General features: G+C 41.0%; 14 protein-coding genes. 5 read left to right on the forward strand and 9 right to left on the reverse strand.

What is annotated here, in order from left to right:
* Positions 1-19: 19 nt before the first annotated feature.
* Positions 20-775 carry an SDR family oxidoreductase gene (locus tag IO68_RS20470; RefSeq protein ID WP_023012751.1) on the reverse strand — a complete coding sequence of 252 codons (756 nt, stop codon included), beginning with the start codon at positions 773-775 and terminating at the stop codon, positions 20-22.
* Positions 776-903: 128 nt separating this feature from the next.
* Here IO68_RS20470 and IO68_RS20475 point away from each other — a divergent pair, with 128 nt between their 5' ends.
* Both IO68_RS20475 and IO68_RS20480 read left to right on the forward strand, forming a co-directional pair.
* Positions 904-1,806: a LysR family transcriptional regulator gene (locus IO68_RS20475; RefSeq protein ID WP_023012752.1), complete on the forward strand. Its 903-nt coding sequence runs from the start codon at positions 904-906 to the stop codon at positions 1,804-1,806.
* Between the two features lie 124 nt (positions 1,807-1,930).
* Positions 1,931-2,830 (forward strand): LysR family transcriptional regulator, encoded by a 900-nt coding sequence (locus tag IO68_RS20480; protein ID WP_004878214.1) that lies wholly within the window; start codon positions 1,931-1,933, stop codon positions 2,828-2,830.
* Between the two features lie 3 nt (positions 2,831-2,833).
* Here the strand turns inward: IO68_RS20480 and IO68_RS20485 are convergent, their stop codons facing one another.
* The 3 genes from IO68_RS20485 to ilvD all read right to left on the reverse strand — a co-directional run bounded on the left by IO68_RS20485 (position 2,834) and on the right by ilvD (position 6,944).
* Positions 2,834-3,565 (reverse strand): sulfite exporter TauE/SafE family protein, encoded by a 732-nt coding sequence (locus tag IO68_RS20485; protein WP_031234696.1) that lies wholly within the window; start codon positions 3,563-3,565, stop codon positions 2,834-2,836.
* A 79-nt stretch (positions 3,566-3,644) separates the two neighbouring features.
* Positions 3,645-4,934 (reverse strand): hypothetical protein, encoded by a 1,290-nt coding sequence (locus tag IO68_RS20490; RefSeq protein ID WP_004878218.1) that lies wholly within the window; start codon positions 4,932-4,934, stop codon positions 3,645-3,647.
* A gap of 180 nt (positions 4,935-5,114) precedes the next feature.
* Entirely contained in the window at positions 5,115-6,944 is a 1,830-nt protein-coding gene (gene ilvD / locus IO68_RS20495) for a dihydroxy-acid dehydratase (RefSeq protein ID WP_007479809.1), read from the reverse strand.
* Between the two features lie 210 nt (positions 6,945-7,154).
* Here ilvD and fmt point away from each other — a divergent pair, with 210 nt between their 5' ends.
* Positions 7,155-8,117, forward strand: a complete 963-nt coding sequence (fmt, locus tag IO68_RS20500) for a methionyl-tRNA formyltransferase (RefSeq protein ID WP_023012754.1) — start codon at positions 7,155-7,157, stop codon at positions 8,115-8,117.
* A complete protein-coding gene (gene rsmB / locus IO68_RS20505; RefSeq protein ID WP_023012755.1) occupies positions 8,114-9,421 on the forward strand; it encodes a 16S rRNA (cytosine(967)-C(5))-methyltransferase RsmB in 1,308 nt (435 codons plus the stop codon). Before fmt ends, rsmB begins: the two co-directional genes overlap by 4 nt.
* 56 nt (positions 9,422-9,477) lie before the next feature.
* Here rsmB and IO68_RS33535 read toward each other — a convergent pair whose 3' ends face one another.
* The 3 genes from IO68_RS33535 to IO68_RS20515 all read right to left on the reverse strand — a co-directional run bounded on the left by IO68_RS33535 (position 9,478) and on the right by IO68_RS20515 (position 12,891).
* Positions 9,478-9,579 carry a methionine/alanine import family NSS transporter small subunit gene (locus tag IO68_RS33535; protein WP_004878224.1) on the reverse strand — a complete coding sequence of 34 codons (102 nt, stop codon included), beginning with the start codon at positions 9,577-9,579 and terminating at the stop codon, positions 9,478-9,480.
* A 9-nt stretch (positions 9,580-9,588) separates the two neighbouring features.
* The gene (locus tag IO68_RS20510) at positions 9,589-11,067 is read right to left on the reverse strand and encodes a sodium-dependent transporter (RefSeq protein ID WP_004878225.1); all 1,479 of its coding nucleotides are present in this window, start codon (positions 11,065-11,067) and stop codon (positions 9,589-9,591) included.
* Between the two features lie 381 nt (positions 11,068-11,448).
* Complete coding sequence (locus tag IO68_RS20515) at positions 11,449-12,891, reverse strand: aldehyde dehydrogenase family protein (RefSeq protein WP_023012756.1); 1,443 nt, start codon at positions 12,889-12,891, stop codon at positions 11,449-11,451.
* Positions 12,892-13,021: 130 nt separating this feature from the next.
* On the opposite strand from IO68_RS20515, the gene IO68_RS20520 reads away from it, so the two are divergent.
* A complete protein-coding gene (locus tag IO68_RS20520; protein ID WP_023012757.1) occupies positions 13,022-13,717 on the forward strand; it encodes a TIGR04219 family outer membrane beta-barrel protein in 696 nt (231 codons plus the stop codon).
* Positions 13,718-14,011: 294 nt separating this feature from the next.
* On the opposite strand, the gene IO68_RS20525 is transcribed toward IO68_RS20520, so the two are convergent.
* Both IO68_RS20525 and IO68_RS20530 read right to left on the reverse strand, forming a co-directional pair.
* Complete coding sequence (locus tag IO68_RS20525; protein WP_023012758.1) at positions 14,012-14,323, reverse strand: ankyrin repeat domain-containing protein; 312 nt, start codon at positions 14,321-14,323, stop codon at positions 14,012-14,014.
* Between the two features lie 275 nt (positions 14,324-14,598).
* Positions 14,599-15,000 carry a cytidine deaminase gene (locus IO68_RS20530; protein ID WP_023012759.1) on the reverse strand — a complete coding sequence of 134 codons (402 nt, stop codon included), beginning with the start codon at positions 14,998-15,000 and terminating at the stop codon, positions 14,599-14,601.
* Positions 15,001-15,222: the final 222 nt, after the last annotated feature.

Genomic DNA, 15,222 nt, shown 5'->3' on the forward strand with positions numbered 1-15,222 from the left:
TATTTTATGCAATCTAGAACTATACAATGCCACCATTTGCTCTGATGACTTGTGCATTAATCCAATCACTTTGATGGCTTACTGCAAATTGAATCACGGCGGCAATATCTTCTACCGTACCTAAACGCTCTAAAGGTGCCGCTTTGCTAAGCTGAGCAATTAGCTCATCACTTTTGCCTTCAAAGAATAATTCTGTTGCTGTCGGCCCCGGAGCAATCGCATTCACCGTGATATTTTTACCTCTTAATTCTTTCGCTAAAATAGCAGTCAGCGACTCTATCGCCGCTTTAGACGCAGTGTAAATCCCATAGCCTGCAAGCTTCATTCCAATCACACTGCTCGACAGGTTTATAATCTTGCCACCATGTTCAAGTCGTTTTGCAGCTTCTCGCATGGTATACAGCGAACCTTTCAGGTTGATCGCGAGCACTCGTTCAATCGTCTCATCATCCAAAGCCTCGATCTTTTTAAAACACATCACGCCTGCATTATTAATGAGGATATCTACTTTGCCATAGCTTTGAATGGCATAATCAAATAGTGCGCTAACATCTTGGGACTTACTCACATCAGCTTTAAAGCAACTCGCAACGCCACCGAGCGCTTCAATTTGTGTAACGACCCGCGTTGCCTCGGCATCATTATTGGCATAATTAATCACAATTTTATGCCCTTGCTGCGCCAATAATGCAGCAGTAAAAGCACCAATACCTCGCGATGCACCTGTAATTAAAATCACTTTTTTGTCGTCAGCTGGCTTTACTAAAGTATCCATATTTGACCTCATATCAAAAAATTTATCTTTGGATACGATCTATGCTACTGTTCTTATAAAAGAAGATAATCCATCATATTTCGGCATGTTTGTCCGAATTTTCCGAACAAAATAATGAGCACTGTGACATGGATAAATTGAATGCAATGTCTGTTTTTATACATGTGGTCGAGCAAAGAAGTTTTACCAAAGCAGCACAACTCCTGAACCTACCTCGCTCAACAATCACGGATGCGATTAAACAACTCGAAGCGCAACTCAATACGCGGCTTTTGTTTCGCACGACACGTCAGGTCAACCCTACGGATGAGGGCAATCTTTACTATCAACGTTGTAAATACATTCTGAGTTATATTGACGAGTCTGATCATGACTTTTTACATGCTAAGCCACAAGGCGCATTAAAAATTGAAGTACATGGGATTTTTGCTGCTCACTTTATTATTCCAAAGCTACATGCATTTTTAACTGAATATCCGCAAATCCAGCTACAACTCACCGAGAGTGATCGCTATGTCGATGTGATTAAGGAAGGCATTGACTGCGTTATTCGTATTGGATATTTAAATGACAGTGAACTAGTGGTTCGACATCTTGGACATATTCAGCAAGTAACACTCGCAAGCCCAAAATATTTAGAAAAATATGGTACGCCCAACACATTAAACGATTTAAAACAGCATTTTATGATTGGTTTTTACTCGACTGCTCGACAAAAACCACTCCCTCTAGAATTTATCGTCAATCAACAGCTAGAGACTTATGATTTAACATCGATGATTCAAGTGAATGGCGCTCATTCCTATTCATCAGCCGCCGCAGAAGGCTTTGGGATTATCCAAGTTCCTCGTTATGGTCATTTAAAAGACATCGAGAGTGGCGAACTCTGCCCATTATTGACGGAATATCAAGTTCCCTCTCTACCCGTTTCTTTACTGTATCCTTCAAAAACTTTAGTGTCGCCGAGACAGCGAGTCTTTATCGATTGGATCGTACAATTATTTGAACAATATCCTTTAGACAATGATTAAATCTTTTCTTATCTTCAGACAAATGCTGAGTCAATCAAACTATTTTGGCTTGGAATGAAGCGCCCTATCTTTATTTCAAGCATTTTTAGTATGATGAGTTTTTGCATTTCAATGCGTTGCTCATATGCGTTTTGATTTTTTTGATATCCAATTACTCCAACACATCGTAACAACAGGCAGTCTGACCAAAGGCGCTGAACGTTCTGCTATTTCCCTACAAGCAGCCAGTGAGCGGATTAAAAAGCTCGAACAATATTTCGATACACCGCTATTTATTCGACATAGTACAGGGGTTGAATTGACCAGCGCTGGACATGCGTTGGCTGAACATGCTCGGTTGTTACTGGTTCAAAAGCAGCAACTCGAACAAGACATGCAGCGCTTTCGGCAGCAAGTGCCTGAGTCATTAACACTATGGTGTAACTCATCAGCACAAAGTGAATATTTGCCAACCTTGTTACCCCAATATCTAATGCATCACCCTGAAATTAACATCGACTTACATGAGGCTGAAAGTTCTGATATTGTTGCGGCATTAACGAAAGGCATAGCCAAACTCGGTTTAGTCTCTAGTTTTTTTGATACACAACATCTGCAAACACAAGAGTTTGCCAGTGATCCTTTGGTTTTGATATGTCCTGCTGCTCATGCATTACAACACTCTGAACAATTAAATTTACTCGATGCATTAAACTATGGATTCATTGGTTTAATGCCACATCATTCTTTGCAACAATCTATTGAAACCCAAGCAAAATTACTTGGTTTTAATATTCAGTACCGTTTGCGATTGCCTAACTTTTCCGCTATTGCCGAAGTCGTTGATCAGGGCGTTGGAATTGCCATCATGCCTGCTCGTGCAGCGCAACGCTTGCAAGCTGACTATCATTTTCATACGGTACAATTGCGAGGGGCATGGGCGAACCGTAAACTATTACTCGCCACACAGGATTTCAATCAACTTTCTTTGAATTACCAACAATTTGCAGAATTCTTATTGCAGCATCGCCCTTTATCCGAATAGCGCTTAATGCGATAACATATAAGCCCCTAATGCCACCAAGCCAATAAAAAATAAGCGGCGAAAACGTTGTTCATTGAGTTGATAGCGAATTTTTTTACCCAACCACATCCCGACTAAGGCCGCAACCAAAGCCACAATAGAAAGACGATAATCGAGTGTGACACCAGCCATTGGGTTGTGATGTAAAAAAACAGCCAAGCAAATCGTCGATACGGTAAAGGTTAATCCCAAAGCTTGTACCAACTCATCGCGTTGCAAATGCAAAGATTGCAAGTAAGGCACAACTGGAATAATGATCACCCCAGTTGCCACAGTCACAGCTCCCCCGATATAGCCCACCACAGGGGATAACCAAGTTTCATATCGACTGAGATCAGGTAATGCTTTTACGCACAGTCCGTAAATACCATACAGTGCCAACATACTGCCCAATAACAGCTCACTACTTTGTCCATGGCTTTGATTCAAGGTCGGTAAGAAACTCCAAATAGAACCCACCACAATTCCAATCAGCAATGACCAAAAGCGACAGACAAATGCCCAAACACGACCCTCAGCAAATAGCTGCCAAATGTTCGTCATCATGGATGGGACTATGAGTAAAGAAGCGGCTTGAAAAGGACTCATTGCAATTGTTAATAGCCCCATCGACACGGCAGGTAAACCGAGACCGATCATGCCCTTAATCATCCCTGCAAAGATAAAGACGAATACAATAATTGCGATAAAGGTCACAGACATACTCCACGGATAGATCGGAGTTATGCTACGAAAAACTGAGGTGCTGCCCTATTCTTATTTTTGGGAGTCAGCCTCAGGCAGAGCTTGAGGCCATTTTGTATTTATCTTCTAACACATTACTGATGATGCTCTCGATCATCCAAACACGATATAAGCTATTAAACACATAACTTTGCCCATCAATTCGCAATTCTAATACTGGAAAATCAGGCTGATGCTTTTGCTGACACAGTTCATCATTTTGTTTTAATAACACTTCAACATCTTGCTCAGTCAGTTGCTCGATCTCTAAACGTTTTTGCATCCGTTGGAAATGTGCTTTGAAGGACATATCTTTGCCATGTGTCCAAACACTTTCTAAGATCTGATGTACAACATCCACTTGCTGCTCTTCAGGCACGCTATAAAACAGCTTAGCCATTTCATAAGTGGCTTCTTTGGTTGGGCGACAGAACGGTGTAAAGGCAACTTGTGTTCGCTTAGATACACGTGTTGCTAAGCTCCAATCAAACCAATCTCGACCATGATAGCTCAGAGGATATACTTTCAACTGAATATTATAATAATTGGCCAGTTCTTCTTTGATATATGCCAACAATAACCAGCTCATTGGATCTTCAAGTGCAATATAAAGATCTAACTCTGGATGCATCGCTTGCACTTCATTCAGTGCCTCGCCATCATTGATCAAATGCTCACGCCATTCGATATGATTGATCAAGAAAATTGGATTTCCAGTCAGCAACTTCTGTTGTTTGAGGCGACGTGTTAAGCGCAATAAATCATCAACGGCTTGATATTTACGCTCACCAAATTCGAAATAACTCGCAGCTACTGGAACGTCACTAAAAATACGTTCGGGATAATGCTGCGGGGTTTGGTGTTTACTGGCCATGGTATGCAAGGTACGCAATTTGCCATATTGTTGTTGCCACAACATATGAAAGACATCTTCAAGTAGATGTAGGAAGTTTTGTTCTCTTAACGGCGTATTTCTTAGAATTGTTTCAGCTTGTTGTAATGCTTCAGCGCTTGGAATTTCGGGAGTATCGTCAAAGCCAAAACGATGTTGCTTGGCTAAAATTTTGGCATCATTTAAACAATATTGCTGCCAATCCTGTGCAGACATACCATTCGGAGGTTCTGCATCTTGCCTCGAAATAATCACTTTCAGCGGCTTGAGCTCATCACTCAAGATTTCATTGAGCTGATCAAGTTGTTGCACCGCAAGATAGCTATAAACATCGTCTAGACGTAGGTAAATGCTTAAACCCTGTTCCGTAGGTAAAACCGCCTGACGAGAAGGTTTCTGATAGAACCAACTCGATCGGATGGGATCAAACCAACGACGTAACAAAGACATGTCAATCGCCTCTAAGCGTAATGAATGATAGAAAAGAAGATATATTTCCCAAGTGTACTGTTAAATGAGAACCAAGGGTATTTTATATTATAAAAATCAAACATCAAAAAATTCTCCTTGTAACACAACGATGGCATTACAAGGAGAGCGATGCTGAGCATTTAGATCAGCAAAGGAATTTTACAAAACGCGTACTGCACCTTTCGCGGCACTGGTCGAATGCATCGCATAAATCTTCAACGACTTAGATACTTTACGCTTACGCTCTTCAGCTGGGTGCCAGCCTTTAGCATCTTGCACCGTACGGCGATGTGCCATCGTTGCATCATCAATATCAAGATGAATCGTACGATTTGGAATATCGATTTGAATGGTGTCACCATCTTCAACCAAACCGATTGCACCACCTTCCGCAGCTTCTGGAGAAACGTGACCAATCGATAGACCTGAAGAACCACCAGAGAAACGACCATCCGTAATCAAGGCGCAGTCTTTACCTAAACCTTTAGATTTCAAATAGCTTGTTGGATATAACATTTCTTGCATACCCGGTCCACCGCGTGGGCCTTCATAGCGAATGACCACGATATCACCAGCAACGATCTTATGATCTAAAATGGCTTCTACAGCAGCATCTTGGCTTTCAAAAACGCGTGCAGTCCCTGTAAATTTAAGGATTGACTCATCGACACCCGCAGTTTTTACAATACAGCCATCAAGAGCGATGTTGCCGTAAAGTACTGCCAAACCACCATCTTTAGAAAAGGCATGTTCAGCATTACGGATCACGCCTTTCTCACGGTCACCATCCAAAGTTGAGTAATAACGGTTTTGAGAGAATGCAACTTGCGTTGGAATACCACCCGGAGATGAACGATAGAATTCATACACATCTGCGTCTTCAGTACGAATAATATCCCATTTGTCTAAGGCATCTTTGAGTGTTTTTTCATGTACAGTTGGGCATTCAGTGTTGAGTAACTTAGCACGATCTAACTCACCCAAGATCGCCATGATGCCGCCCGCACGATGCACATCTTCCATATGTACGTCTGATTTCGCAGGCGCAACTTTTGACAATACAGGCACTTGACGTGACAGGCGGTCAATATCATCCATCGTGAAGTCAACTTCTGCCTCATGCGCAGCAGCAAGTAAGTGCAATACAGTGTTGGTCGAACCACCCATCGCGATATCCAAAGTCATGGCATTTTCAAATGCAGCTTTGGTTGCAATAGAACGTGGCAAAATGCTGTCATCATTTTGTTCATAATAACGTTTCGCCAGTTCAACCACTAAACGACCCGCTTTAAGGAATAATTTTTCACGATTTGCATGTGTCGCAACAATTGAACCATTGCCCGGCAAAGACAAACCAAGCGCTTCGGTCAAACAGTTCATCGAGTTTGCAGTAAACATCCCTGAACATGAACCACAAGTCGGACATGCAGAGCGTTCGAAAGCAGCGACTTCTTCATCGGTATAGCTTTCATCAGCAGCAACAACCATGGCATCAACAAGGTCAATGGCTTTTTCATCACCACGGAACTTCACTTTACCCGCTTCCATTGGACCACCAGAAACGAATACTACTGGAATGTTTAAACGCATTGCTGCCATTAACATTCCCGGTGTGATCTTGTCACAGTTTGAGATGCAAACCATTGCATCGGCACAGTGTGCATTGACCATGTACTCAACTGAGTCAGCGATCAAATCACGCGAAGGCAATGAATACAACATACCGTCATGGCCCATTGCAATACCATCATCAACCGCAATGGTATTAAATTCTTTTGCAACACCACCCGATGCTTCAATTTCTCTCGCAACGAGTTGCCCTAAATCTTTAAGATGCACATGCCCTGGAACGAATTGGGTAAATGAGTTGACCACCGCAATAATTGGCTTGCCAAAATCTTCATCTTTCATACCTGTCGCACGCCATAAGCCACGCGCGCCGGCCATATTTCTTCCATGTGTTGATGTTTTCGAACGATAATCAGGCATTTTTTATTCCCAACAAGTGTGTGCTCGAGAAAAATAGGGCTTTCTCTCTAGCGAAATGATACTGAGCTTTTTCCATCATACTACAAGTTATCGTTTAACTCATGACCAGTGGACCTATCTTTTTTGCACAAAAGCAATTCAATCCATCGAATTAGGGACTAGTGGCTTTTTCGCTTATAATTTGCAGCAAGTTTTAGTTGGATTATCTTTGTGAAAATCATTTTTGCTGGTACGCCTGAATTTGCGGCAACCGCATTGGCGGCATTATTAAAAACATCACACCAGATCATTGCTGTTTATACCCAACCTGACCGTAAATCAGGGCGTGGGCAAAAATTAACGCCATCTCCTGTTAAACAATTGGCGCTTGAAAACGGTTTACCTGTTTATCAACCTTTGCATTTTAAAGCGTCGACTGAAGAAGGCCTAGCAGCTCAACAAGAATTGGCAGCTTTGGGTGCTGATGTGATGGTCGTCGCAGCTTATGGTCTGATCTTACCGCAAGCCGTTTTAGATACACCGAAGTATGGCTGCCTGAATATTCACGGTTCGCTATTACCGCGTTGGCGTGGTGCTGCACCGATTCAACGTGCAATCGCGACGGGTGATGATGAAACAGGGATTACCATCATGCAGATGGCAGCTGGTTTAGATACAGGCGATATGATGTATAAAACCTATTGCCCAATTACAGCAGAAGATACCTCTGCCAGCTTGCATGACAAATTGGCAGATCAGGGTGCAGAAGCGATTTGTACTGTGCTTGAATCAGAACAAAGCCTGCAAGATTTTATTGCCAAACGTGAAGTGCAAGATGAAGCACTCACTGTTTATGCCCACAAACTCGTGAAAGCAGAAGCGCGTATAGATTGGACACAAAATGCCATTCAAATCGACCGTAATATCCGTGCTTTTAACCCGTGGCCAGTTGCCTTTATTCAACTGGATGAAAACAATGCGCTGCGTGTATGGGGCTCTACGCTTTCTTCCCACAGCAAAACCGATGCTCAAGTCGGTGAGATTGTAGCGATGGACAAACAAGGTGTACACGTTGCTTGTGGCGACAATACAGCCGTCTGCCTCACCAGTCTTCAGTGGCCGGGTGCTAAAGCCCTCAATCCAGTTCAAATTGCCCAAACCCAGAAATTACATATTGGACAAATTCTCCCATGAGCCAATCAAATCAATCCTCTGTAAAAAATTTGAATCTGCGTGCGCAAGTCGTCAAAACGCTTTTGGCGGTTCAAAATGGGCAATCTTTGTCTTCCGTTTTAAATCAACATATCAATATGGTTTCTGAACGTGACCGTGGTTTATATCACGAACTCACTTTAGGTTGCTTACGTCAATGGCATTCATTAAAAGCCATTACCTTACCATTGCTCACAAAACCATTAGACAATGAAGCACTAGAAAGTTGTTTATATCTTGGTTTATATCAAATTCTATGTACTCGTATTCCAGTACATGCCGCGATTTCAGAAACGGTAAATGCGGCCAAGCAACTCGGTTTCGAGCCAATGAGTGGTTTGGTCAATGCGATTCTGCGTCGTGTTTCACGTGAAACAGATGAATTTCAAACAGCATTGAATAATACGCATGGTTTACCAAGTTGGTTATTCAAACGACTCAAAAAAGATTGGCCTGAGCAAACAGAGCTTCTATGCCAAGCCTTAAAACAAGTCGCACCGCTCACCCTTCGTGTCAATGAACGCCAAGTCAGTCGTGACGAATATTTAGAGATTTTGGATGAGGAACAGATTGATGCTCGTCCTTGCATGCTTTCAAATGTTGGTATTGTTTTGGGACAAACGGGCAATATTACCCATTTACCGGGTTTTGAAGAAGGTGGTTTTTCTGTTCAGGATGAACATGCACAGTTATGTGCCACGCTTTTACCGAACCTAGATGGCAAAGTGGTGGTTGATGCCTGTGCTGCACCTGGCGGCAAAACAGCACATATCCTTGAGCGCTTTAACCCTAAAAAATTGATTGCCCTTGATCATGATGCGAAACGTTTACTGCGTGTTTCTGAAAATATCGAACGTCTTGGCTTAGATCAAACCGAAGTAGAGATTATCGAGGCAGATGCCACTACATGGCAGACGCAGCAACTGGTCGACTGTATCGTGCTAGATGCACCATGTTCAGCAACAGGCGTAATTCGTCGCCATCCTGATATTCGCTTACTCAGACAGTCCACTGATATCGCGCAAACAGTCGCTTTACAGCAGCAGATTTTGCAACAGATGTGGCAACAACTTAAAGTCGACGGTACATTGCTGTATATCACTTGCTCGATCTTAAAAGTCGAGAATGAGCAGCAAATGGCGACATTCTTTGCGGAACATGCTGATGCAGAAGAAATTAAAATCGAAGCTGATTGGGGCATTGAACAGACCTATGGTCGTCAGTTACTCCCTACTGCACAATCAGGTGATGGTTTCTATTATTGCTTAATTAAAAAGTTGGCATAATAAAAAAGCAGGCTTAAAGCCTGCTTTTTTTACTTTTTAAGTATCTCAGCGTGATTCTAGTCTTCAGGATTGCGCAATAAGTGCAAAATCGAAAGAGATAAACCACCCCATAGTAAAGCAATTGCAATCACTAACATGATAATAGCTGAAGTCGTCATTTCACTCTCCTAGCGATTTTTTAAACTAGACATGAATAAAGCACCGATTGCACAGAACAAGATACAGCCCCAACCAAACCAAAGCTGTAAACTCATTGAGTAATCGCCATATCCTTTTTGCAATAAAGCACTTAAAGCAAGACCAAGCGTAGATAACAACACCACTGGCGTTATCACAGTCAACGTGAATTCCCAGATTTTTCCTAACTTGATTGTTGAAATGCTGTTTACGTGTAACTCAAGCTCTCGCATCAATGAGCGCTTGAACCAAGACACCATGATGATCGAAACAAGTGCACCAGAAACAATACCCAAGTTATTGATAAAGTGATCGATAATATCAACTAATTTAATGGCATTAGCGCTTGAGAACAGTGCAATAGAAACAATACCAGTACCACCACCAATAATGGTTACGGCTTTCGCACGGCCCCATTTTAATTTGTCCTGCATCGCTGCAATTGGCACTTCTAAAATACTCACCATTGACGTTACACCTGCAACGAACAATGAAGTAAAGAATAAAATACCGAATAATTCAGCACCCGCTCCTAAACTTGAAATGATCTTAGGGAATGCAATAAACGCAAGACCAATACCACCGCTTACCACATCTTGAACACTCTTATCCGCAGCATGTGCCATAAAGCCCAATGCAGCAAACACCCCAATCCCAGCAAGTAATTCAAACGAAGAGTTTGCAAAACCAACAACGAAACCAGAACCAGTTAAATTCGTTTTTGGTTTGAGATACGAGGCATAGGTCACCATAATCCCGAAACCAACAGATAACGAGAAGAAGATATGACCATAAGCAGCAAGCCATACTTTATAGTCTTTCATCGCTTCCCAGTTCGGCGTAAAGAATGCATTTAAGCCTTCTGAAGCACCTGGTAAACGTAATGCTTGAATCACGAGTATGCTAAAAAGAACGATTAAAAGCGGCATGAAAATACGGTTCGCAAGCTCAACCCCTTTTCGAACACCACCATATAGAATTACAAGCACAAGCGCCCAAACACCAATCAATGGCCATAACAAATGACTAATAAAGGTCATGTCAAAACCAGCGGCATCTGAAGTTGCTAAGAAAGCTTTAAAGAAATAACCCTCAGGATCAGCACCCCAAGATTGATTGAACGAGAAATAGATATAGCTACCAGCCCACGTCAAGACGCTGGCATAGTAAAGACCGATGATGATACATACACAAGCTTGCCACCAACCTAAAGCCTCAGCTTTTTTAGTCAATTGTTCATAAGCTTTTGGAGGTGCACCAGTACTACGATGACCCACGGCATAGTCTAGGAATAACAGCGGTAAACCTGCTGTCAAAAGTGCAACTAAATAAGGAATTAAGAACGCGCCGCCACCATTTTCATAAGCGACATAGGGAAAGCGCCAAATATTACCCAAACCAACAGCAGATCCAACCGCCGCAATAATAAAACCAGATCGAGCAGACCAGTTTTCACGAGTATCTGTCATAAATCACCTAAATACGATAAAGGTTACTTTTAATGCTGCCTACACTTTATTTTTTTGTTACAAGCAAGAAAAGTACCACAAAAATTTTGTGTTGTTTGTCAAAGAGCATCACCTTTTGGGCAGATTGATTCTTCAGAACAAACGAGCAAAATAGAAAATTCTTCCTTAAAGAGCTTTGTCCATTTTTTGCTACTTAATAGCTGAACAATACCCGTTTTTATTTCTTTTTACTGTAAATTCTGGACGAAAAAACTATATTTTTCGAACGATTGATTATTTTTCAATTCACTGCAATATTGACCTGACAGTCAAGTTTTACAGGATAAGTTTATAAAATAATCAATCATTAAAATCATCACGCCCTCTTATCTAAATTATTGCTTATTGTTTAATTGCGAGTAACCGTTCTTCTTGCATATCTCGGATGGCCGAATGAATTCCTTCTCGACCTAAACCTGAGTCTTTTACACCGCCATAAGGCATATTATCCACACGGAAAGTCGGTACATCATTGATAATGACACCACCCACATGCAAATGATCCCATGCATACAGCATCTTATTTAGATTCTGTGTATAAACGCCTGCTTGTAGCCCAAAACGACTTTGATTAATCGTCGCGATCCCTTGTTCAAAATCTTTGTACTTTTCTAAAATCGCAACTGGACCAAAGGCTTCATCTTTATACACTTCAAGCTTTGAATCTACATTCTCCAAAAGTGTCGGTTCAAATAGAACACCTTTCAATGTTCCTCCTATCAGTACTTTTGCCCCTTTTTTCTCCGCTTTATCAATCCACTTTTTCAAGCGCACTGCTTCTGCTTCCTTAATCATCGGACCAACCAAAGTTGTGCTTAAACTTGGATCATCAACTTTGATTTTTTTCAATTTCGCGAGTAATTTCTTTTTGACCTCCGTGTAAATATCTACATGAATTAAAATTCGTTGCACACTAATACATATCTGACCTGCATGACCATAAGCCGCTCCAACCAAACGATCAATCAAAGCATCATCAACGGGAGTATCTGACTCAATTAATACCGCAGCATTTCCACCCAGTTCTAAGGTGACTTTCTTGCGACCTGCGCGTGCTTTCATGTCCCAGCCGACTTGATCTGAACCAGTAAAGCTCAAAAGTTTAAAGCGATCATCCGTCACTAAAATATCAGCTGCTTGACGATCACACGGCAATACCGACCAAGAACCTTTTGGAAGATCAGTTTCAGCTAAGACTTGGGCAATTTTTAATGCACTAATTGGAGTTAAACTGGCAGGCTTTAAAACAAAAGGACAACCCGCCGCAATCGCAGGGGCGATCTTATGCGCCACCAAATTTAATGGAAAATTAAATGGGCTAATTAACGAGATCGCACCAACAGGTACATGTTTCACCATTCCTCTAAAACGTGCCGCAGCAGGTGTAACCGCCAAAGGTAACATTCGACCATCATCAAGTTGAGTAACAGCATCCGCAGCGAGTTGAAAAGTATTAATTAAACGCTCCACTTCAGCGCTCGCTGCACCGCGAGGCTTTCCACCTTCCGCAATTAAAATCTCGGTGAGTTCTTCCCTTAATTCATTAAACCGCTTCACACAGTGCAATAAAATTTTTTGTTTTTGATATGGTTTTAATGCCGCCATTTCTGCTTCAGCCTTCACCGAAGCCGATATCGCTTTTTCAAGCACTTTAGCATCTGCCAAGGCGACTCGCGCATAAACGGTATTATTATACTTATCATGGACTTCAAGCCATTGACCTGTTGTAATTGCTTTCCCTGCTACGTATAAAGGGTAATCCACACACGATTCTACTTCTGTCATTATTTATTCTCTTTTCACATAATTTAAAATTAGACTACTGCATATTGCTCAAGATCACTATATGATGCGTCCAATCTAGGGTGAATTCATAACAATTCATTACGGTTTTGATATTAATTAGGACAATGCAATGAAACTATTAAAATTAACGCTACTTGCTTTAGGGACAAGCGTTTGTGGTTTAGCTCAAGCCGATGTGATCGGTGTAAAAGGCGATCTTAGCTACTGGAACTACAATGGTGAAGCCAATATGGCAGCACAAACCTCAGCACCCGCTCAAGATCTTGACCGAAAAGGTTCAGCACAAATTTCATTGGCTATTGAACATCCAATTCCACTGATCCCAAATGCAAAAATTCGTTATGTGAATTTAAAAACACAGACCGAAAATGAAGTTGCAGGTCAACCTGTTTATGACTTAGATATCGACCATACTGATTTTATTTTGTATTACGAAGTACTAGATAATATCGTAGATGCAGACATTGGTTTTGGCGCGAGTAACCTCAATGGTGATGTTAAGACGCTTGGCTTAAATAAAACAGATATTGATAAAACAATTCCTGTTATCTATGGATCAGCAGGCGTAAAACTGCCATTTACAGGTCTAAGTGCGAAAGCAGAATTACTATATAGCAATGTGAATGACACTAAAATTACGGATGCCCAAGCCGAATTACAATATAACTTTATTGATAATTTATTGGTCGATGTCGGCTTAAAAGCAGGTTATCGTATTCTTGATATTAAATTAGATGACTACGAAAAAAATGACCTTAAATTTAATTTTAAAGGTCCTTATATCGGTTTGGATGTTCATTTCTAAGATTGAAATAAAGCAAAAACGGAATCTCTTGATTCCGTTTTTTTATAGCTCATCATTTCATCATTCTTTATTGGTGTACGCCAAAACCTACAACAATCGCAGCAATTGGCGAATATCCCAATCCAAACTTTTCGCCTATCATACAAATCATAGAGAGACAGGAAGTCTCATTGAAAATAACAAGATGCGCAGGAAGCGGTCGTTCATAAGGAATATAAACGACAATAAACGGAATATGAAGAAGCCCCGTCAGGATGATGGGGCTTCTTTTTATCTATCATTTTTAAACGCGATTTAAAGACTTTTGAGATACACAACTACGTCGTGATTCTCTGCCATTTCCGCCAGCTGTAGCGCTGTATATTCGCTTTTATAAGCAACATTTGCATCTTTACTCACAAGTAGCTTCACCACAGCTAAATGATCATTCTCAGCAGCAGCCTGTAACGCGCTATAGCCTTCGTCATCCGTTTGATTTGGGTCTATACCCTCTGCCAATAATTGCTCAATTTGTTCCACATCACCAAGGGATGCCCAATACACTAGCTCAGGAAGATTTAACTCTCCATCGTCTTCAGGGACTGGAGAAAAAGAGTTGAGTTTCATTTACTTCCTCAAATTTAAAAAAAATTAGTTTTCGTTCCATCAGAATGACAGAAGCAATATATTCATGAAGCACTTTACGATAAAGTTCTACAAAACTTGTTGAGATTCCATAAATAATACCCCCAATAAATAGTCTTGATGAATCTAGATAATCACGAAGAATATCCACAACATCAATTCGCTACTACTCCTCATCAACTGTATAAAATTTTAAAGATAGGCTAGCTATACTTCATACCCTGATGCTTCATTCTTCCAGCGTTCTCCACATAACATTACAAACTAATCCCATTCACAATCGACCAATGATACGGCATCAGTTCTCTTAACTGTTTAAATAGCAATCTATTATCCAGTGTACTTACTGCAACTTGAACATCACCACCCCAATAAGAAAGCCGTTCTTGGCAAATCCCACAAGGTGTTAAAATTAGAATATTTGCATTTTCTGACTCTCTACAGATACAGAGAGAATGAGTAACTTTTTCATTGATTTTGTATGCCTCTAAGCATGCGCCAACTTCCATACAGAGTGCTAATGCATCATTCTGCGTTTCAGGAGCAACACTTGTTAGAATTTTTCCGCTCTCTGTAGCTAATGCCGCAACACCACCCCAACCTGTAGGATAACGCCTCATCATTAATGCTTTTGCAGCTTGAAATAATTTCTGTTCCATTTTGCCTCCTAACAGAGTTATAGCCTCTCGATTCTTATTATTGATATCTCATAATTGTTGCTTTTACACTTTTATTTATGTTGTTTTATGATTCAATGAAACTTCAAACTGCATAATTGTTGTTTCAATGCTTTTTCATTGTGGACTACGATTGCTAAAGGAATAGCATCATTATATTGTCTTTTCCTCTCCGCAATAAAGAAACACCCCCTCTGCATTAGC

Source organism: Acinetobacter sp. COS3, from assembly GCF_000475335.1.
Taxonomy (GTDB): domain Bacteria; phylum Pseudomonadota; class Gammaproteobacteria; order Pseudomonadales; family Moraxellaceae; genus Acinetobacter; species Acinetobacter venetianus.